At 35.6% G+C, this 21,976-nt stretch carries 18 protein-coding genes and 1 pseudogene; 4 read left to right on the forward strand and 15 right to left on the reverse strand.

Going from position 1 to position 21,976, the window contains the following annotated elements:
* Positions 1–648 precede the first annotated feature (648 nt).
* The 3 genes from BW986_RS18310 (at position 649) to BW986_RS18320 (ending at position 3,373) form a co-directional block, all read left to right on the forward strand.
* On the forward strand, positions 649–1,662 hold the full coding sequence (locus BW986_RS18310) for a multicopper oxidase domain-containing protein (protein WP_076369431.1): 1,014 nt from the start codon (positions 649–651) through the stop codon (positions 1,660–1,662).
* Between the two features lie 15 nt (positions 1,663–1,677).
* Positions 1,678–2,847, forward strand: a complete 1,170-nt coding sequence (locus BW986_RS18315) for a ZIP family metal transporter (RefSeq protein ID WP_076369433.1) — start codon at positions 1,678–1,680, stop codon at positions 2,845–2,847.
* Between the two features lie 304 nt (positions 2,848–3,151).
* Positions 3,152–3,373: a twin-arginine translocase TatA/TatE family subunit gene (locus BW986_RS18320; RefSeq protein ID WP_076369435.1), complete on the forward strand. Its 222-nt coding sequence runs from the start codon at positions 3,152–3,154 to the stop codon at positions 3,371–3,373.
* A 257-nt stretch (positions 3,374–3,630) separates the two neighbouring features.
* On the opposite strand, the gene BW986_RS18325 is transcribed toward BW986_RS18320, so the two are convergent.
* The 4 genes from BW986_RS18325 to BW986_RS30300 form a co-directional block, all read right to left on the reverse strand.
* Positions 3,631–4,314: a C40 family peptidase gene (locus tag BW986_RS18325; protein WP_076369437.1), complete on the reverse strand. Its 684-nt coding sequence runs from the start codon at positions 4,312–4,314 to the stop codon at positions 3,631–3,633.
* A 787-nt stretch (positions 4,315–5,101) separates the two neighbouring features.
* Positions 5,102–5,233, reverse strand: coding sequence for a DUF6254 family protein (locus tag BW986_RS30545; RefSeq protein WP_221408324.1), 132 nt, complete (start codon positions 5,231–5,233; stop codon positions 5,102–5,104).
* Positions 5,234–5,344: 111 nt separating this feature from the next.
* Positions 5,345–5,527, reverse strand: a complete 183-nt coding sequence (locus BW986_RS18330; RefSeq protein WP_076369439.1) for a hypothetical protein — start codon at positions 5,525–5,527, stop codon at positions 5,345–5,347.
* Between the two features lie 246 nt (positions 5,528–5,773).
* Entirely contained in the window at positions 5,774–5,947 is a 174-nt protein-coding gene (locus BW986_RS30300; protein WP_179086110.1) for a hypothetical protein, read from the reverse strand.
* A 219-nt stretch (positions 5,948–6,166) separates the two neighbouring features.
* Here BW986_RS30300 and BW986_RS18335 point away from each other — a divergent pair, with 219 nt between their 5' ends.
* Positions 6,167–7,357, forward strand: a complete 1,191-nt coding sequence (locus BW986_RS18335; RefSeq protein WP_076369441.1) for an MFS transporter — start codon at positions 6,167–6,169, stop codon at positions 7,355–7,357.
* A gap of 578 nt (positions 7,358–7,935) precedes the next feature.
* On the opposite strand, the gene BW986_RS18345 is transcribed toward BW986_RS18335, so the two are convergent.
* From BW986_RS18345 to BW986_RS29345, 11 genes and pseudogenes are all read right to left on the reverse strand, one after another.
* Positions 7,936–8,709: a hypothetical protein gene (locus BW986_RS18345; protein ID WP_142244679.1), complete on the reverse strand. Its 774-nt coding sequence runs from the start codon at positions 8,707–8,709 to the stop codon at positions 7,936–7,938.
* 32 nt (positions 8,710–8,741) lie between these two features.
* On the reverse strand, positions 8,742–9,209 hold the full coding sequence (locus BW986_RS18350; RefSeq protein ID WP_076369445.1) for a flavodoxin: 468 nt from the start codon (positions 9,207–9,209) through the stop codon (positions 8,742–8,744).
* Positions 9,210–9,563: 354 nt separating this feature from the next.
* Entirely contained in the window at positions 9,564–9,962 is a 399-nt protein-coding gene (locus BW986_RS18355) for a hypothetical protein (protein ID WP_076369447.1), read from the reverse strand.
* A gap of 700 nt (positions 9,963–10,662) precedes the next feature.
* Positions 10,663–11,114, reverse strand: a pseudogene (locus BW986_RS18360) (hypothetical protein).
* A gap of 213 nt (positions 11,115–11,327) precedes the next feature.
* On the reverse strand, positions 11,328–11,714 hold the full coding sequence (locus tag BW986_RS18365; RefSeq protein ID WP_076369449.1) for a DUF192 domain-containing protein: 387 nt from the start codon (positions 11,712–11,714) through the stop codon (positions 11,328–11,330).
* Between the two features lie 1,114 nt (positions 11,715–12,828).
* Positions 12,829–14,559 carry a phospho-sugar mutase gene (locus BW986_RS18375; RefSeq protein ID WP_397222585.1) on the reverse strand — a complete coding sequence of 577 codons (1,731 nt, stop codon included), beginning with the start codon at positions 14,557–14,559 and terminating at the stop codon, positions 12,829–12,831.
* A 719-nt stretch (positions 14,560–15,278) separates the two neighbouring features.
* Positions 15,279–16,868 (reverse strand): glycosyltransferase, encoded by a 1,590-nt coding sequence (locus tag BW986_RS29340; protein ID WP_179086111.1) that lies wholly within the window; start codon positions 16,866–16,868, stop codon positions 15,279–15,281.
* Positions 16,865–17,203 carry a hypothetical protein gene (locus BW986_RS18390; protein WP_076369453.1) on the reverse strand — a complete coding sequence of 113 codons (339 nt, stop codon included), beginning with the start codon at positions 17,201–17,203 and terminating at the stop codon, positions 16,865–16,867. The genes BW986_RS29340 and BW986_RS18390 overlap by 4 nt, the downstream gene beginning before the upstream one ends.
* Before the next feature lie 316 nt (positions 17,204–17,519).
* A complete protein-coding gene (locus BW986_RS18395) occupies positions 17,520–18,524 on the reverse strand; it encodes an NAD-dependent epimerase (protein WP_076369455.1) in 1,005 nt (334 codons plus the stop codon).
* A 419-nt stretch (positions 18,525–18,943) separates the two neighbouring features.
* Positions 18,944–20,125 carry a hypothetical protein gene (locus BW986_RS18400; protein WP_076369457.1) on the reverse strand — a complete coding sequence of 394 codons (1,182 nt, stop codon included), beginning with the start codon at positions 20,123–20,125 and terminating at the stop codon, positions 18,944–18,946.
* Entirely contained in the window at positions 20,112–21,848 is a 1,737-nt protein-coding gene (locus BW986_RS29345) for a glycosyltransferase (RefSeq protein ID WP_081395686.1), read from the reverse strand. The genes BW986_RS18400 and BW986_RS29345 overlap by 14 nt, the downstream gene beginning before the upstream one ends.
* Between the last annotated feature and the right edge of the window lie 128 nt (positions 21,849–21,976).

Genomic DNA, 21,976 nt, shown 5'->3' on the forward strand with positions numbered 1-21,976 from the left:
TAAATAATACACTATGCCAAACCTTGTTAACCCGCTTTTTTTACCCAAATATAGTAAGTTTTTGGAAAAAGGAATCGGTTAATGACATGCTTAATATTAGAACTTTTTTATTTACAATAATTGATTCTTTTCATTTCAATTTTCAAATCCACATTTTGTATGAATATAGTGCTACAGTAGCACGCTACCTCCAGCTCAACATGGAGTTTTTTTCAATGTAAGTTAAGTAAAGTATCGTCATTTCGGATTAATGTCGGGATTGAAAAGCGAACTGTGAAACGATGTTTTAAAACGAAGCGCCAGGCTATAGAAACTAAAGGCAAGGATTATGACTGGAGAATACAGCAAGCCTTCGATTCAATTAAGGATTATATTCATAGTTGGCTGTACGAGATCCATAGGTTTGAGAAGATTACACAGGTAAATCAAAGGAGCCTACTGTAGAGTTTCCGATTCATATGAGCACATATAGTTGATGTATTAAAAAACACCCCTGTCTTAATACGGTTGAATATCCCCCACCTGAGCAATAATTTAATACGAATTTAGCCTAAAAAAAGAGTTGACACGAAACTTGTACCTAACTTAAAGTATAGCTTATACAACAAAAAGTTTCCTTTAGGAAACTTTTTAGAAGGGGGTCAAGTAATGTCGGATGAGAAAAAGGTTTCCCGCAGAGATATTTTAAAGATGGGGACTGCTGGTGCGTTTGGAATAGCTGGATCTTATTACTTAAATAAAATGGCACAATTCCCAACTGTGGCTCAGGCATCGCCTCACAAGAATGGCAAACATTCCAGTCATGCAAATATGAATATGAGTGATCAAACCAAAACCACAGGTTATAAAATGGCAGAACGGCTCCTTACAGAGTTTGATTATGGAAAAGTTACTAAGCTGTCCAACGGACAAATACTCCGGGAATATGAAGTCGTGGCAATTGATAAAGAAATCGAAATTGCCAAAGGAATTAAATTTCCAGGCTGGACGTATAACGGAACAATACCAGGACCAACTTTTCGTTGTACCGAGGGTGACCTTTTGCGGTTTCACTTTATTAATGAGGGCAGCCACCCTCACTCTATCCATTTTCACGGAATCCATCCTCCAGAGATGGACGGTTTAACTTCCATTTATCCTGGACAAAAATTCACGTACGAATTTGAAGCGAAGCCATACGGATTACAAATTTACCATTGCCATGTACTCCCTCTAGCCCGTCATATCCATAAGGGATTATACGGTAATTTTATTATTGATCCAAAGAGGCCAAGAGAGCCGGCATTAGAGTTAAACATGGTTATGAATGGCTTTGATTTGGATTTAGACGGCGAAAACGAGTTTTATACGGTGAATGGCTATGCCTTCGCATTTATGAATCACCCTATTAAAATCAAAAAAGATCAACTCGTAAGGATCTATCTAAGTAATTTAACAGAATTCGACTTATTAAATTCGTTTCATTTGCATGCGAATTACTTTACGTATTATCCAACCGGGAGAAACGATAACCCCTCTCAGTTCACAGATACCATCATGCAATGTCAGGGAGAACGTGGAATTATTGAAGTTCGGTTTCCATACAAGGGAACATATATGTTTCATGCCCATGTAAGTGAATTTGCTGAGTTAGGCTGGATGGGATTCTTTGAGGTCGAGTAAAAAAGGAGGGATAATATGAAGGGCAAATGGTTAATTTCTGTTTTAATACCGTTAGTATTACTTATAGGGGTGCTAGGATGGGTGCTGAAGAATGGAGCAGGTGTAGAAAAAGATCCTGCAGCACCGATTGAAGTCTTGAATATTGAACGCATCAAGGTAACTAAAATCGGTTTCGAATTATTTGTCAGTAATACCGGACCCGAACCCTTAACGATTTCTCAAGTGATGGTTAATGATTCAGTGTGGAATTTCAATGTCGCTCCCCAAGCAAAACTTGAACGATTTGATGAGGGAAAGGTGACCATCTCTTACCCATGGGTGGAAGGTGATCCACATACCATTAAGTTAATCACAGAGAATGGGATTATCTCGGAAGGTGAAGTGGCAGCTGCCACACTCACTCCAGAAACCACCTGGAGCAACTTTCTTAATTACGGCTTAATCGGATTTTACGTTGGTATTGTCCCGATTACATTGGGGCTGTTGTGGTATCCCTTTATGAAACGCTTCTCCCGAAAGTTTATAAATGGGATTCTTGCCCTTACCGTTGGGCTCCTTTTATTCTTATTTGTTGGAACTCTGGCTGATGGGTTTGAAATTGGTGCAGAAGCACCTTCTGTCTTTCAGGGAAATATGGTTGTCATTATTGCGGCTTCCTTAACGTTCTTATTATTGATCGGATTTGACCAATATCAACAAAGAAAACAAGAAAAGAAAGGATATTCTCCTTTTGGTCTGGCTTTGTTGATGGCTACCGGAATAGGGCTTCATAACTTTGGAGAAGGTTTGGCAATTGGTTCTTCCTTTGCACTAGGTGAAGCTGCTTTAGGAACCTTTTTAATTATCGGGTTTACCCTGCACAACATTACGGAAGGGATTGGAATCGCTGCTCCTTTATTAAAGACCACACCTCGATTTAGAGACTTTTTATTACTGGGAGTTATCGCAGGGGCACCCGCCATTGCAGGTACTTGGGTTGGCGGATTCATCTTCTCACCAATTTGGGGGGCTTTGTTCCTTGGTATTGGTGCAGGGGCAATTCTTCAAGTAATTTATGTAATAACGAAAATGCTCATTGAAGATCATAGAAAACATAATGAAGCATCTGTTTCATGGTTAAACCTTTCGGGATTCGCTATTGGACTATTAATCATGTACTTTACTGCATTTTTTGTGAAATTTTAAGACATTCTTTAATCTTGTTGGGACGCATAAACAATTCGAACTTGGAAGAGCTGTGGGTATAATTTTGAAGAGGAAAGAAAGGTAAAGAAAAGTAATAAATTAGAGTTAGAAAGGGCATAAAATATAAGTAGAGCAATCTTAAAATTATGTAGCGAACCGAACTATCGAACAAATATCAACGGTAAACGGTAATTAAAATAAATCCTAACTTGATTAGAAAATGGATTCAAACGACTTTATTTACTGAGGTTATTCTAAAAATGAGCTAAAGGAATTACAAAATTTATTTACTTGGGGGAACATTATGTTTCAAAGTATAGGTATACCAGGTTTAATTTTAATACTTGTCATTGCCTTGATAATTTTTGGACCTAAAAAGCTGCCGGAAATCGGTAGAGCCTTTGGACGTACTTTAACTGAATTCAAGAGTGCTACCAAGGGACTAGTAAATGATGAAGATAAGGCAGAAGGGGAAAATCCTGAGTTAACGACTGAAAAGAAGCAGGATAAATCAACAGTTTCATAAGTATTGGGTAGACGAGGCAACTCGTCTTTTTATTTTTCATTTTAACAGGATACGTCCACCCATGTTATTGAACATTTGGAGGAACTTGGACCACGTTACTTGATTCATAGTATGGATTTGTGGGGTTTGATGCTAGCATTCTTATTTGATTGATAAAGATATAGATCACATAGGACTTCTCAGTATCGTAACCTATTGGTAGAACAATTTAAAAAAGAAAAGCCAGTCTCTAATAAAAGAACTGGCAACTTTCTCTATTACATTCTTTTTGCTCCTAAGTATCTTTTCTTCCAATAACTATTATCCATAGAGGTAATGCTTACACCATTTGATGATGAGCTGTGTATGAATTGATTACCCCCGATATAAATACCAGCATGTGAGGCACCAGATTTATAGGTTTCGTAAAAGACCAAATCTCCAGCTTGTAGTTTGGAAACCTTTGTCCCCTTTTTATAAATTTCAGATACCGTTCTTGGTAAAGTGACATCTGCACCTTTTTCAAAAACGTATTTTAGGAATCCGCTACAATCAAAACCTTTTGGTGTAGTTCCCCCCCATACATACCGTACCCTCAAATGCTTTTTTGCTTCTTTCACTATCGCAGAAGATTTATTGCTTGCTTTATTCACATTAGCTCCGTTGGATGTCTGCTTTTTTACACCCAATGCTTTATATGTATTCGGACCTACAATACCATCAGCTTTTAAGCCTTTATTTTTTTGGAACTTTACAACTGCACTTTTAGTAACCGTCCCAAAATATGTAGTTGTATTCTTACTCTTGAAATATTCTTTTTTCTTTAATACCTCTTGTAATTGTTTTACTTCGGTATGGGTCATTCCACTTTTTAACGTACGATCGCCCAATGCAGCATTACTAACCAACGGATTTGATAGTAACAATCCTGACACTACAAAAGATGCTATAATTTTTTTCATTTTCTCCCCCGATAAAATCCTTTTTATTTGATTTTATCAGCTTTAAGTGACAAACATATTTACCTAATTTTACATTATGATTACAAATTCATGCATAAAGTGTGCAAAAAATACAAAATATCTAAAATAACCCTAATATTCTTTTTTTCTTATTTTGAATTTGATTATTAATTATTCTTTTAAAAGGCCGCCAAATGGCAGCCTTATTATGTCGCAAACGCACCCGTTAGTTGCTTAAAACCTATAAACTATGTAATAAAAAAGGATAACCCTTATGGTCTGTACCCGTATCCAAACCCGAATAAAAAAGTAATAAATAAAAAAATGGCAGTTGATGGAATGAAAATAATAACAACCAATCCTTTAGCTGTTTTGCTTTGTACACTTCTATACCATTTGTAATAAATAAGCAGGAGAATTACTGCCAAAGTCTAGAAAAATATCCAACCATTGTATCAATCCACATCTGGTACATGAAGGATAAAGATATAAGAAATTACAGAATAATAGCTACTATTGTAGTTTTATCCACCAAAATAAAAACCTATTGGAAATTACTATTAAAAAGATAATTGCCAGCATCACGAACAAACCTGTGTATCCCAAAACAAGAATCCATAAAAAAATGTTTAAAGGTGCCCGCTACGGAGACACTATGTTTGTTGATAAAGGTTAAATTTTTAAACTAATTTTAGGTAACGACAAAGAGAGGGTACCCCCAAGGAAGTGACCTCACTATTTTGTAGGGCTCTGACCCTATGGGATAGCCTCTCATTCTTAAGCAGTTTTACTTGGTTTCAGATTCATTTTTGCCCATGCCCTCAGCTAATTGATCAAATGATTTAACCTTACCATGTGGATTCTGCGATTGTTTACGATCTTTCCATTGGCGTTCTTCTTGTCGCTTAGATTGAGTCATCTAAATAAGCTCCTTTATATAAAGTTCAGTAAACCATTAGAAGCATGCCTCCACCCTTTGTACTCGGGGGCAGTCATCACTTATCATGAGTTCGAGTCTGGCAAGTATTAATTAATGCATGCCTTTCCACTCACCTTGATTTTTAGATGCTTTTTCTTTTTTTGCTTTATTTTTATGTGCTTGATTAGCGTTTGCACTGCCAAATTCTTGAGAGAATTCTGAATCCGTTTTGCTTGAATTGAATCCTTGTTTGTTCTTTTGGTCTGCATCATTTTTCTTTGTTCGTTTTGCCATGGATACCCCTCCTTCTTATCTTTAGTATGAGATCAGAAAGAAGAAATATACCCCGAATTAATACCGATAGTAACATGAACCTTTCATGTAATTCGGGTAAAAAACAAAGTGAATAATAAGTACCGGTTCGGTTATTTTATAAGATACATACCTACAATGTTGCCGTTTTTAAATGGTGTTTGAAATTTACTTAACACCAGAATTTCTTGACTTTGATTTTTCCATTATTGACAACACACTTCCCATTTATATGTTGCTTTCCATCCTTCCCTCCTTGATGTTTAAAGTGTAATTATGATTGACTTTAGCATCTAATCTTGCTAAGTCTCCCGTTTTTGCCATGATATTTTTGACAGCTTCCCTCTTTAGATTATCCTTAACTTTTCCCATTGTTCCCGTTTGATTTTTGCTTATTTTCATTGTTTTTCCTTATTTATCCTTTCGGGATTATTTTTGGTTCAATAACAAAAAAGGTTACGATAAAAAAAAATGAATGATTCAGGCACAAGCTATTTAGCAAGAAATAATAAACGATAACTAAGCAAGGGTTTTCCACATAAATATTTTTTTATGATATGATAGTTAAATTGTTTATCTACCATGTGACACATTTACATTCATCTAAGAAAAGAGGTATTTATGCACGACACAGAATTATCCAAGCGACATTGGTTACTCATCTTAACACTTACTTTATTAACATTTGTTCTCGGGACAAGCGAATTTGTTATCATCGGGATCTTAACCGATATTTCCTCGAGTCTCCATATTACAAATGCAAAAGCAGGTACACTCGTTTCTGCGTTTGCGATTACGTTTGCCATTGCGACACCACTCGTGATGTCGGCAACAAGCCATTTTCCAAAACGTAAATGGATGTTGTTTTTGATCGGATCGTTCATCATCCTGAATGCTTTGTGCGTAATTTCGACGAGCTACATCATGCTCCTTGCTCTTCGGATGATGACTGCGATCGTAACAGGCGTTTTAATTTCGCTTGCCATGATTGTTGCAAGCGAAACCATGCCAATCGCAAAACGTGGACTTGCTATATCATTCGTTTTTGGTGGTTTTACTCTTGCAAATGTAATTGGAGTACCAATAGGCACTGTCATCGCTGATTGGTACAACTGGAATGCAACCTTCCTGTTAACGACTTTTCTCGGTGGAATTGCGTTTTTGGCATCTTTCTTCATTTTACCTACTATGCACAGTACATTTCGCAGTTCAATGCGTGAGCAATTTTCTTTGTTAATACATCCACGAATCTTGATGGCTTTTTTCATCCCATCTTTTGGATTTGGAGCAACATATGCCGTTTATACGTATCTTGTTCCGATCCTGAAAGGAATGGAAGCACCAAGTAGTTCAATCAGTTTGATCTTGTTTGGCTACGGATTCATTTCCATTTTCAGCAACATTCTTGCTGGTAAAATTGCCAGCCACAATGCTATCGGACGCCTCCGGTTTGTTTTTCTCGTTCAAGCAATTGTTCTGGTCAGTTTATATTGGACCACAGATAATTTAATCTTTGGATTGGTTAATATTAGTTTAATGTCATTAATGGCTATCCTTTTAACTACATCTACCCAACTTTATTTGATAGATCTTGCCGGCATTTATCAACCAAAAGCTACAGGACTAGCTGCTTCACTGATGCCAGTAGCAAGCAATGTCGGTATCGCCTTTGGTTCCGCATTAGGCGGAGTTGTTTACCATCAGGGAAATTTGATGAATGTTACATTAGTAGGTGGTTTGGTTGCTATCTTTGCAAGTCTTCTAACTTTCCTAAGTCATCGCTTAGACCAAAAACAAAAGAAACTAGCATAAGTGAGAAGCTATGAGCGCCTTGATATGCATCCTCTTGTACCTGCAATTGCAAACGAGAAGTGTTATTGTGGCTTTGAAACAATGTGGTATCAAATTAATACAAGAAATCTTGATAACGGAACAAAAATGGAAAGAGCATGTTTTGAAAAAAGATTGGTCAAAACATGCGCTTAACCATATTCAATTGAATGATACTGTTATAAAAAAGTTTAATCATTTTCCATACTTCTTACAGGACCAACCAGCTAATGGGTTGTCAAAATCTTTCTCTAAAATTTCATTTTCCGTTTGGTCTACTTTTTTGGTCCATGCCCAATAACCCTCCAAAACTTTTTGGCAGGGTTTTTTCGGAACGTTTTTTCTTTTTAATAATACGTAAATCCAATTAGGCAACGATTGAACGTTGGCAGGTTTTCCATCGTTTTTTTCTTATCATATTATTCTATTAGAATTAATTCCCTAATCGCAACCCGCTTAATATTAGATCATCCTCTTATACGCAAGATGTTAAAAACTAAGTAATTATTCACTGTCAACTTTGTCCACAACCGCAATAACCCAGGGTTTTCTGAACACGATTATTGACTATTGAATCTTTCTTGGTTTATATTCATACCTTCATAACATCTTTTTTGATAAGAGCAGCTTTTGCAAACTGTTAAGGAATCCGTTTTCAAATACTTATTGCGTTCTTGTAAAAGTTTCTTGATTATGTTGAGGTATTCCAATCCATCCGAAACATCATTCATGTTCGGAATATACGTTTCCGTTTTACCTTCCATAAGCGAGTATATCTCTATTCTTTCCGGTAGCTGACCAAATGCCTTTTCACAAAATACCGAAATCATATTATTAAATAATAGGTTCATTTCTTCATGTGTATCAACTAAATACTTCTTTATGATGAATGAGTTGCTTGACCATTCTGCAACTTCGAAAGTTAAGGAAAGTTCGGTTCCCAACTCCTCAATATTAATGTTAAACTTTTCATATAAAAATAAAGGTGGATATTCAATTTTTGTAGTAGTTAAAAATTGGAGTAAATGATCTGTTATATTAGCAAGAGCCATATAATAATGATTCTTTGACTCAAACTGACGTACATCAATGGCACTCCAATGATCATCTATGAACTCCATAACTTTCTTTGTCGTCTTATTTATTGGAGGAAGTTTATAATAACGACTTACAACTTGTTTAACCACAAATTGAACCATTTTCCTCCAATCCAATTGAGATGTGATTTTTCCTTCTATATGAAGAAAGTAAAATTGATAAGGACATCTTATAAAATCTTGTAGATGGTAATCAGTTAAAGTAGCAATGGAAATCCGATGTTCCTTACCCATCATTCCCATCACCTCTCTTTCCCCATAAAATTTCTCTAATTCTTAATCGAAGGGACAAAACTTTTCTTTATAAAATCCCCCCCAAAATTTTGGCAGTTTTTGATATCCTCATCATCTGGGGTTAATTCTACTTTTAACCCTTCTAGGACGATAACAGCACCCTTTTCCCTTAATTTTTCGTTCAAAATATCTACGGCTGCACCATATTGTGTGTAAGAAGAATCGCAGGAACCAAACACCGCAGCTTTTTTTCCTGTCAGATCAATATGATCCAATTCCTCATAAAAGTCTAAATAATCATCCGGTAATTCTCCGTCTCCCCACGTATATGCACCTAATAAGATACCATCGTAATCTCCAAGTATAGACGCTTCAGGACCATCCATTATATCTATCTTTTCAATATTCACATCACTGATTTCCGTGATTCCTTCTGCAATGGCATTGGCCATTTCTTCTGTATTTCCACTCATACTGGCAAAAATTATAATGATTTTAGACATGATAAATTCCCTTTCAACAATGATAATTATTATCAATTATTTATAAAAATTTTTTAATTAGTGCGTTATCACCTTTAATTAAAATTTGGTACATCGAATCCCTGAACCTAATGATCTCCTATTTACTTTACCTACATCGAGCATGAGCTCACACCACAGTAGGGCATGACATTTAAAAATCAACTTCTAACACCTGATACAATTATTTCTTGATATAGCAACACGAATCACATTGAAAAAATATTATAGATAGATACTCACCTTCCTTTTTGTTGAAGTGTCCATTTTGAAAGAAACCGCTTCTTGAACGATTCTCTGCTTTTATTTTATATGTTCATGAAAATGCCCTGTTCTTTAAAAAGCATGTACATTTCCAGAATCCATTTTATTCTTTATTTTTTGTACGTTGCTCAGTTCATCAGCAAATGAAAGAAATGACTCCCTATCATGTGCATCGAGTGCTTCGTTTACTTTAAAGCTCAAATGGTTAATTTTTAGGTTCAAATCCAAAATGGAGCAAATGCTACCATTGGTATACAGTTCCTCAATATCTTCTACATGCATAAAAAACTGAAACTCATTGTTGACAACTATTAAAGAGTGCCATCCTAGGCAATCAACGTACTTCCGTTCGTTTGTAATTGTCCAAACATCACCTTGAAGAAACTCAATTATATGTTGGTGCTTTTGCCCAGGACAGCAGCAGCTTACTTGATGCTGAAATGATTCCAATATTACAAAATTTTTATTCATAGGTGTTCCTCCCTCACTCACATTCAGTTTTTAAATTCTTCTTCAATCTTAGCTCTTTGTTTGTCAGAGTTACCGTCAATTCTAATAAGTTTGACTAATTTTTTAATTTTTCTTCCTGGTCCAAAACTGTATATTCAATATTGTCGCATTTTAATATCGAAATTCTTTTTGCAGAACTAATTGAAAATGATTATCAATTTCATTTAGTATTTTATATGATAATGATTATCACTGTCAATCCGTTTTCGCCAACTTTTCATATTTTTGTTTTGATGCCTCGGAAAAATAGATGCCCAATTACTGCTGCCAAGCACATTTTAAGTATTATATAAGTTTTTAACATTCGCCCGATTTGTTAGGAAAGAACTCAATCATGCTTTCTGCTAGTCTACTTTCTCCAGCTATATATCCCCCCTCGAAAATAGGATATTCCTTTAGCAACAATAAAGAAAACTTCCAATTTTCCTCCTCTACTTACTAACCATATACCTCCATGCAGTGTCATAGCTTGCTTGTTATACGAATCTAAGTCCCAGCCAGCCCCAAACAAATTTCGGACGGACAGTTTACTTCACGGGATTAACTCCCACGCACCCGTAAGTGCTACTCTGGCTAATGATAAAAAATTTCTATTAAAAAAGGTCAACCAGTTGTTTTACTGGTCGACCTTAGAAGACGAAAGTACCCGTCAGTTCCATAGCTACTTACAGTGTTTGATATTACTTCTTAATATAGTGGGTCCCAATTTTTTAGTTTTTGAATTAGAAAGACGCACCTGCACTTCTACATTTTCCATTTTCGCTGTAATTTCATCAAATCTTCCAGCCCAAGTTGGACTATCTTTTTCTGGAGAAGGATAAAGCCTGAAACGCCAACTAATTTCGTCTGTTATAAAGCAAAACCTTCATAGCTATCGTAATTCCCATAAGTAGATGGTTCTGGAAGGTGTACACCAAGAATACTTACATTAGTTCGTGCAAAACTTGGTGGGCGTAACTGCACTTTATAAACCAATGCTATTCCCTTTGAATTTGTAAGCTTTTTATCAATTGGTTCCAATACCATACTACAAGGCATAGTTGTTGCATTTGTTTGAATGGGAGAAATGACAAAAGTAAAGATAATAAATATGCCCAAAATAATTTTTTTCATACCAACACCTCTTATAATTATTTTGGTTATTTTACCCTCAATATGATCTAAATATAGATAGTCCTTATTCAAGTAACCTGCCTCTCTAGTTGCATAAGAAAAGGAGCTGCTGAACAGCTCCTGGTAATAAAGTAAAGCACCTTTTTTTGTTACATTAACATAAATATCCACTTGAAACTCACCTAAAAGAATTAAAGGTCAGGTGATATGAATTCAACCAAGCATAACATAATCCCCTACTTTAATTTGATTCTTTTCAAACCATCCAAGATTCACTTCAATTGCATAATGATATGATATTTCTGGATCATAAATAGGGCATATATCTTTTATACAAGGCTCCATATCAAGTATTTTTAGAATTTCCCCAGCTGAGTCAAGAAAAGCAATAGATAAAGGAATTAATGTGTTTTTCATCCAAAAACCACCATATATTTCTTCTGAAAACACAAATAACATCCCTTCATTTTCAGGTAATTTCCTAACAAACATTAAGCCCTTATCTCTTTTTCTTTGAGTATCTGCAACTTGAACGGTTAATCTAGTTTCCTTGTTTCCATTAAGTATTTTTATCATTTTTCTTTTTATTATATTTTTCATGTTCACTCACCTTCGAATATTATTATAAACAGGAAAGAATTTTAGTTCTTTTAAAAAAAGTTCATAAGATTGAAAGTTTCTTTTTTCGAAAAAACGACTATTCCCTAATAATAAAAAGGAAGAAAATTGGAGATAAAACGAATGAACTAAGCACCTTTTCACTTCTTATACTTATTCTATGATTTTATATTTAATACGCTGTTTTCAATAATCACAGCAACAATATAAAAGCACAGGCGTGGTTTTGGAAACCTTTCTTGAACTTAATTAAAGCTTGTGAAATGAAATTTTTAGTTGTTAACGCACAGCATATGAAAGCTGCCCCTGATCGAAATCGACGAGAATTGCATGAGCTTGTGCCATCGCGGAAGTTTGAAGAACGAGCTAAACAACATAATTAAATTAAAAAGGTGCTTGACCAAATATCAAGTTAGGCTCTGTTGAGGGTCAAAAGAGCAATCAGCATCGCCACTAGGTAAGAAACTTTAGTAATTTCGGCAAGTCTCCAGGAAGGAAATAGTTCGGGGTACGCTATAAAGAATATATCTTTATGACATTACTAAGCAATAGTTAAATATGGGGTTGTTCTTTTGTTTGAATGTCGATTTATGTATTATGTTAGATGTTCTAGTTTTATGTTTTATGACTTCTTCTTTAAAGGTTCTTTTTTATTTGACTTTTCTCATCGGGAATGGCCTCTCCAAGAGTGCAAATAAGGTCCCTTTTAAAAACCCTCCCCATTTAGCACCTTTCATAAGGCCCATCCTAGGGCCTGTACAACTGTACTACGTAACGTCATACGGTATCAGCAAGGCTACTATATAGGGGGGGTTGGAGAATTGGATTGGAATAATATATTATATGCTCAATATTCCAATTAGTGTAAAAAGTAATAAATATCAGCATCAGCCCATTAGAACCTACCACGCACACCCTCATACCCATGGTGGAAAAAGGACCCTATTCAACTCCGTAAGTCCTAAGGACGAAAGGCCGTGTGCTAGATTTAGAAAACAGTACTATCTAATGATAGACAAAAAAGGGTCCGCATTCATTATGTAAAGAAATGCGGACCCTAGTTTTTTTAGAAGATCCTCTGAATGAGAGTCCTTCTTTAAATCATTTTATTGATACTTCTCATAAAGTCTTTCATAACGGTGGATAATTTCCCTTTCGCTTCCTTCATCGAGCTTCCTTGAACACCGAAATAAAATTTAATTTTAGGTTCTGTTCCGGAAGGTCGTAAACATACCCAGGTGCCATCTTCAAGAAAATATTTTAATACGTTCGATTTTGGGAGCTTGATGGCCTCTTCCCTATTTGACGCAAACATGTATTTTTTCCTGCTGAGATAATCCTCTTGAACCACTACTTGATGACCAGAGATTTGATCTGGTGGATTTTCACGGAATTCATTGAGAATCGCATCAATTTGTCTGGCACCTTCAATTCCTTTTAAAGTCAGCGATTGCAAATCTTCCAAGTAATATCCATATTTTTCGAAAACTTTCATTAAACCTTCGTACATCGTTTTGCCTTGCTTTTTGTAATAGGCACAGACTTCCACTGCCAGAATGGTAGCCTGTATGGCATCCTTATCTCGAGCAAAATCTTTGATTAGATATCCATAGCTTTCTTCATAGCCAAACAGGAAAGAATGTTCTCCACTTCTGTGGTATTCATTGATTTTTTCAGCAATGAACTTAAATCCAGTTAAAACATCTACGGTCTTTAAACCATTTTGCTCAGAAATCGCCCTTCCTATTTCTGAGGTCACGATGGTTTTTAATACGACTCCATTTTCAGCAAGAGTCCCTTTCTTTTGTTTTTGTGAAATTAAATAATCCAAAAAGAGAGCGCCTGTTTGGTTGCCTGTTAATACGACATAATCTCCAGCATTATTTTTCACGCTAATTCCGAGCCTATCCGAATCCGGATCAGTGGCAATTAACAAATCAGCGTCGACGCGGTTACCAAGCTCAATGGCCAATTCAAAAGCAGCATGTTCCTCTGGATTAGGGACTTTAACGGTAGGAAAGTTAGCATCGGGCTTTTCCTGTTCTTTAACAAAATGGACATTTCGATATCCTAGATCATGCAAAGCACGTTTTACCGATTTATTGGCTGTACCATGAAGCGGTGTAAATACGAGCTTTACATCGATTTCATCTGCTAACTTTGGATTTTCCGGAATAGTGAGCAATTGCTCATTATAAGCAGTATCCAGCTCCTCCCCGATGATTTGAATGAGTCCTCTGTCCTTTAGGATTTCTTCTTCTTCAACTACAAGGGAAAGCTCACTTTCAATCGCGTTCACGTAATTAATGACTTGATCCGCCGCTTCAGGAGGTAGCTGTGCCCCGTCTGATCCGTACACTTTATACCCATTATATTCAGGCGGATTATGGCTTGCTGTAATGACGATACCGGCAAATGCATCCAGCTTACGTACGGAAAAAGAGAGCTGTGGGGTAGGTCGTAATTCATCAAATAGATAAGCTTTAATTCCCTTTGTTGCCAAAGTCTTGGCTGCTTCCAATGCAAATTCGGGAGACTTATGTCTGGAATCGTAAGCAATTACGACTCCTCTGGATTTTGCCTCGTTTCCAAACGATTGAATATACTCAGCAAGTCCTACAGTCGCTTTTCGCACGGTATAAATGTTCATCCTATTCGTACCTGGACCAATTTCCCCTCGCATACCACCCGTCCCAAATTCCAAATTTTTATAAAAGGCGTCTTCAAGTGCTATTTCATCATCCTTCATTTCTTCAAGCAATAAACGCATTTCATGATTTAAATTAGGGTAACTCGTCCAATTATTATACATATATTCCCAACCCAACAGAATACAGCTCCTTCCAGTTTTGCTTTATTTGGCTTTTCTTTACTCTTTGATCTTAGAACGCATTTTAGGCGATCAATTGAGTATGGAATCTAACGTTCCTAAGGCATCCATTACGATATCATTTTTAGCTTCCTTTAGTACTTCTTTGTAACGTGTTGTAGAATCGCCAAATGTCCTCCCTCCAAAGTTTTTGATTACGAATTATCCATATTCCCAACCAATACTTTGGAAAGAGCATCATTTATTCTTCATTACTTCTTTTTTAGAAGAGTGAAAATACGGCTGGTTTTGAAAAAATTCAGTTGCGAAATCTAGAATAATTACAAATCACTTTTATGATATCGGGGTCCATATCTTTAGCTGATTGATTGGAAATAATTGGACGGCACTTTCTTCTATACCATCAGGTTTTATGGTTCCTTCGATAATTTCATTAAAAAGCGTTAACAGAATAGAATTGATCAATAAAATAGTTTAAGCCTTTTAAAACTTTTACAAATTGTAATCCACCAATCGTTAAACCTGTTAATGATTCTCCTTACTCCATAAGTCCCATCTGATTAATTATAAATACTTTTGCCCGTATTTAAATGACTTGCATTTTCCCACAAGCTTCGTAAATTCATCAATATACCCCGTGACACTCCCTATATATAATAACTACTGGGTACCCAGCTTGTTTTTTCGTAACTGTTTTTAAGTTTTCCTTACTTGATTTATTTTTTCTTTTCCTTTTTCTTTTCCTTTTTCTTTTCCTTTTTCGTTTTCTTTTCTTTTTCTGTTTTCGTTTTCTTTTCTTTTTCTGTTTTCGTTTCCGTTTCCGTTTCCGTTTCCGTTTTCGTTTTCGTTTCCTTTTTCTTTTCTTTTACTGTTTTCGTTTTCGTTTCCGTTTCCTTTTTCGTTTTCTTTTCGTTTTCCGTTTCCTTTTTCGTTTTCTTTTCGTTTTCCGCTTTCTTTTCTGTTTCAGTTTCCGTTTCCGTTTCCGCTTTCTTTTCCGTTTTCTTTTCCGTTTTCTTTTTCTTTTTCTTTTTCGTTTCCTTTTCGTTTTCTGCTTTCTTTTCCTTTTCCTTTTCGTTTTCCGCTTTCTTTTCCGTTTTCTTTTCTGTTTCAGTTTCCGTTTTCTTTTCTGTTTCAGTTTCAGTTTCCGTTTCCGTTTTCTTTTCTGTCTCAGTTTCCGTTTCCGTTTTCTTTTCTGTCTCAGTTTCCGTTTCCGTTTCCGCTTTCTTTTCCGTTTTCGTTGTATTAACAAGAGAATATAATCTTTGTTGCTCCATAATTTGTTTATTGATATCAAATTTTTCTTCAATGACTTTCCGTGCTCTTTCCGTAAAGTCGTTCCAAACCTCTGGATGTTCTAAAAAGAATTGTATGCCTTTCGCTAACTCAATATCATTTTTTTCGGGAGCTAGGTATCCTGTTTTCAGGTGTTCAATTAATTCAGGGATTCCCGCATGTTGGGTGGAAACGACAGGTAAACCGCTAGCCATTGCTTCTTTTAAGGCATTAGGAATGCCTTCGATATCACCGCTTTTAGCAGTCTGACTTGCAAGGCAAAAGATATGAGCTTTTTTCAATTCATTTGAAACTTGTTTTGAATTCATAGCTCCTCTAAGAATCACAGCATCTTTAAGATTAAATTCTGTAATGATCGATTTAATTTTATTCTCATCTTCACCTGCTCCAATAATATGCAGTCTAGCATTCGGATATTGTGTATAAATCCTTTTAAATGCTTTTATGAGAGTAACAAATCCTTTTTTGTCTACAAGTCTACCTACAGATAATATTCTTATTTCGCCTTCTTTAGGTAGTGTGGGGGTAGAATAGGCGAAAAGATCTAATTCGATACCACCATATAACACATGAATTTTATCGTCCGGAATTCCTAAACTTCTTAATCCTTGTGCAAGATATTCGCAAACAGGAAAAAATTGTGCACCATGTTTAATTAATGATGAATATCGCTGAGCATTTTTTTTAAAAATTTCTGGTCTGTCAGAACCATCGCGCCCTCTAATGCTAACCATCAATGGGATATTATATTTTTCACATACAGGCAAAATATCTTGTCCGTGTTTTCCATGATGAGCATGAATGGCTATGACCTCTTGTTCTTTGAAGAAATTTTCTAGATCTTTAATCTTGTTTATATTATAGTAGTTTTCAAAGGGGAATTCTGTATGGATGGTATTGTCGAATGGGCCGATTACAATGGAGCGATAGCTACTTATTTTTACGATTTGATTATATATAAAACGTTGGTGTGTTTTAATATTTTCACTTACAAAATAAGCAATGGTTTTCATCCTGCCTCAGTTCCTTTTACAAGAAATTCATATTTACTCTTCTCGCGTTCTTCTAAAACTAATAGTTCTTGATAATTGCCTAATTTTTTAATTTTTCCTTGTTCTCCACTTTGCTTCACTTGCTTGTGATATTCATGAGGGAACATGGAATCTGCTTTATAAATGTCTTTGTATGGTAGTTCTTCAGAACAAACTATAAAATAGTTTTCATATAGGGGATTTAATTTGTATAGAGGATTATTTGTAGCATTACGTGAAAGGGACGTCATGAGAAAATCTGAAAAATTATACTCCTTAACAACTTCCAATTGTGTTTTCATATTTTCAGGGTTCAAATTACTTTCTCCTTTTATTAACTTACAAATTTTTAATTAATCTTTTTGTTTGCACGTAATTTACCCTTCTCTTTTTATTTGATCAAGAATTTTTACTCATTATATTTTTATTTATATTGTACTGTTCTGCCATGCACTCCAAATCTACTAATATCGAATCTGTCTCCATTTATCGTTTTCACATAGACATTTTCTAATTTTCAGCATTTCATTAATGGCATTCGTTAATTGGCCTTTCATATCAACTCCAGGATTATTTTTTGATCTTCCTGTCACTAAAATCCCACTTAGCAAAAATTCACTGCTTCTTTTTTCCTTATTTATTGTATTTATTGTACCAACTTACAAAATGAGTTAAACCTTCTTCTATTGTTGTTGAAGGGTAGAAACCCACATCAGCATGCAAATCGGCAATATCTGCATATGTCTCCTTAACATCTCCAGGTTGCATCGGTAAGAATTCTATTTTGGCCTTTTTTCCAATTAGTTTCTCTAGTGTGTTAATGAAATCCATTAATTTTATGGGCTTATTATTACCGATATTATAAATTTTGTATGGGGCATAGCTTGAACTTGGATCAGGGTTAGCTCGATCCCATCCAGAATGATAGACCGGTGGTTTATCAAGTAATCGGATTATTCCTTCAACAATATCATCAATATAAGTAAAGTCTCTTCTCATATCTCCATTATTGAAAACCTTTATTGTTTTCTCTTCAATAATATTTTTAGTAAAAGAATAATAAGCCATATCTGGTCTCCCCCATGGACCATAAACCGTAAAGAAACGGAGTCCTGTGGTTGGAATATTATATAAATGACTATAAGTATGAGCCATTAATTCATTAGACTTTTTAGTGGCAGCATATAAACTTACTGGATGATCCACTGGGTCTTTGGTTGAGAAGGGGATATTTGTATTTGCTCCATATACAGAACTGGAGGATGCATAAATTAAGTGCTTTACATTATTTTGTCGGCAGACCTCTAAGATATTTAAAAACCCAACCAGGTTGGAATTAACATAAGAATCCGGATTTTCTATGCTATAACGTACTCCAGCCTGGGCTGCTAAGTTGATGACTATATCAATGGATCTGTCTTTAAATAATTGATTTAATTTTTCTTTATTAGTTAAATCCAATTTATGGAATTCGAAATCAGGGTTTTCTTTTAATATCTTGAGTCGATTGTTTTTTAAAAAAACATCATAATATTCATTAATATTGTCTACTCCTATAACATTGATATCTAGGGTTAACAAACGTTTTGTTAAATGGAAACCAATGAATCCTGCAGCACCTGTTACTAATATATTCATAACATTAATTCCAATCCTTTCTATTACATTAGGATTTTGACACCTTTCATGAACACTGTGTAAGCATTATTTATATATTTATACTTTCGACCCTTTACAGCAACAGAACAAAGTTCATTATGACGGATATAAAGAGGAAGCAAACTCAATATCTTCATTGGGGAGAGACTTACGTTTTATTCATAATTCACGAATGACATGATATCCTTTTTCGCTTAAGCCTTATGAGTATTCCACGCTTATACCCGCTGTGAACAAGCATTTACCGATGAAGATTAAGCTAAAACGATTGGTTACTATTGAAAGCAAAATCACCATTGGTTTTGATATGCTCCTTTTTTGTGATAACTAAACCTCAACAAAATAGCAGTAATACCTTTTTTCCCTTTTTTCGCTAGGTTCCAGTTACATGACTATGACTATACAAGCGTATTATCATTTTCAGTTAATGGGATTGGTGTTTTTGTCCATTCAGCATACGTACCAGGATCTAACGCCTTCACTTGTTCCAAAAAAGAATCTAAAAAATTCCTTTCTCGCAGGTCTTTAAATAACTCGAGAGGCCTTTTTTGTTCACGTGAAAACGAGTACACATGGTCGACTAATTTAAAACCATTCCTGGTAATGATAATATGCCGTAATGGGGCATCAATTTGTTTGAAACCTGATTTTTCCATTGTTTTTAATATATAGAGTAATCGTCTTGTTATGTCCTCAGAAAGTACAGATTGTTTTTTTAGAAACGTATTTAAATCTGGTCCTAATAGATATTCCATTAAAATATAATTGGGTCCTGTTTCAAAGACTTTCGGGATAAAAGGCAAGTCTTGACTAGATAAAAGAACCATTTTTTCCTGATTTGCATGTTCAGTTTTCCCGTAAAGTTTAACGCATGCTTCTTCAGACACTCGATAAACAGCACCTTGATGCCCTTTTCCAATGAGTGTTTGTGTTATAGCGCTATCCACTTTTACTCCATTACCTGACCCTCCTGAGAGGACGGGAATGTTTCTAAAATCCAAATTATTTTGATTGAAATAATCCTCCCACTCATTGAAGGTGTCCGGTTCAAGCTTTTTCACTTGGGCTAAGAACGATTCCTTTAAAAGGATTATATTTAAATCCCTTAATAATTTTAATGGTACGGGGTGCATCCTTTTAAAGGAATTTACATGGTCAATCACCTTAAGTTCCTCATTACCAACGACAAAAATATGACGTAGGGGGGCATCTATCATGGTGAATTTTGCTTGTTTTAATTCTTTTAATATATAGAGAAGTTTCTTTACTATGGAATCAGGGATATACGTACAATTTCTCAGATATTCTTTTAAGGTTGGCGCATTAAAATATTCCATGACTATATAGTTTGGTCCTGTTTCATACACCAATGGCATAAAGGGTAGATGTTTTCCAGCTATAAGAGCTTCTTCCTCCATTTCCGCTTGTACGGGGTCTGAATAGATTTTTACACATTTATCTTCTGAAAGTTTAAATACTGCACCTTGAGCCCCCATTCCAATCAGCGAATAGGTAGTGGGATTGTGAATTTCCAAAGATTTTTCACCTTTGGTTACAGTAATGTTTTTAAAATCCTCCATGATCTCCTCCTAACTGCTCATCTATGGACTTATGTTGAAAATGTTGAATTTTATTAAGGACTTTTTTGACTTTTTCTGCTTTTTGAGCCTTTTTGTCATTTTTACGAGATGCAATTTTTTCATCATTACCTTTAGTCTTATGTTGAATTTTAGACTTTTTGTCATTTTTATTAGATGCTACAAGTTCATCTTTGACTTTATCTTTAGTCTGCTGTTGCAGCTGTTGCAGCTGTTGTAGCTGTTGGAGCTGCTGGAGCTGTGGAAGTTCTTGAAGCTGTTGAAGTTGTTGTAGCTGCTGTAACTGTTGTAGCTGTTGCAGCTGTTGCAGCTGTTGTAGCTGCTGGAGTTGCTGTAGTTGCTGTAGCTGCTGTAGCTGTGGAAGCTGTTGCAGCTGTTGCAGCTGTTGCAGCTGTTGCAGCTGTTGCAGCTGTTGCAGTTGTTGCAGCTGTGGAAGCTCTTGAAACTCTGGAAGCTCTTGAAACTCTGGAAGCTCTGGAAACTGCTGTAGCTGTTGCATATAAATAAGGGCTTTTCTGGCTATTTCGACTTTTTTTCTAGGAGCAATTGTTTCGCCATTATTACCTTGCTGTTGAGGCTGTGGAGTCTCCTTAAAGGTTTTTTTATCCATTTGGCGAGGTGTTACTGAATATTGTTTACCTACTTTATAAGGGGCTACAAGTTCATCATAAAATTCAGCTTGTTGTTGAAGCTGATGGATGAGGTTAAAGTTTTGTTCGACTTTTTGACGAGCCGCTATTGTATATGTTTCCCATGTCTCTCTATTAGTTAGCATGATTTCAAGAGCATCTGCCAGTTCATCTACGTTGTTTTCTTGTACTAAAACACCCTCTTTGTTATTGGTTATTAATTCAGGGATGCCGGCATGATTGGTCGAAATCACTGGTACTCCAATCGCCATAGCTTCTTTTAATGTATTAGGTATTCCTTCTACATCTCCATCGGCAGATTCTAAGCTCGCGGCACAGAATATATCCGCATTGGTCAATTGTTCTCGAACTTGATCTTTAGGGAGATGATTCAATAAACGAAAAGAGTCTCCTAAATTAAGTTGATTTGCCAATGATATGAGATATTCTTCAAGTTCCCCCCTTCCGATAATCGTCAGGGTTGCATTTGGAAATTTACCTTTGATTTTTTGAAATGCTTGCATTAAGACATGATGTCCTTTTTTTTCCACCAACCTACCGATGGATAAAATGTTTTGAGAGTCCCCTTTATGTGGAGTCCGGTAATTGAATTCGTTAAGGTCAACGCCCCCATAGAGCACTCTAATTTTTTCTGAAGGACACCCCCAAGCAATTAACCTATCTGCTAAATACTGACAAACTGGAAAAAAACACTCACCTTGATCAAATAGCCTTTTCATGTTATCCAGATAGCCAATGGGCTGATTAGCTAGGGTTGCATCCCTGCCTCTTATACTTGTAACCAACGGAAGGTTTGTTTCCTCTTTAAAAGGAAGCAATAACATCCCTAATTGACCATGGTGAGCATGTAAGAGGGAGATATTATTTTTTTTCACATATTCTTTTGGTGAGAAAATTTCATTGAGATAATGAACTTTCTCATTCAAAAGGGAAAGATCTATCATATACTTTGGTTGTCGTACCATATGGATATAATCATAATTAGGAACTTCTCGAATCTGTGAGATATATTGGGTCGGGTCGACTCTTAAATTCAAATGCATAACTGTGTGCAAATAAATGATCTCCTTTCATGCATAGTAAGCAAATTTCCTGGACCTTTTCAAGTATATTATGCAGGACTCTTTAGGTACGCATGGACTAATAACATACAGTAAAGCTAAATGGCAGAGAGTATGCGTTT

The organism is Peribacillus simplex, assembly GCF_900156045.1.
Classification (GTDB): domain Bacteria; phylum Bacillota; class Bacilli; order Bacillales; family DSM-1321; genus Peribacillus; species Peribacillus simplex_D.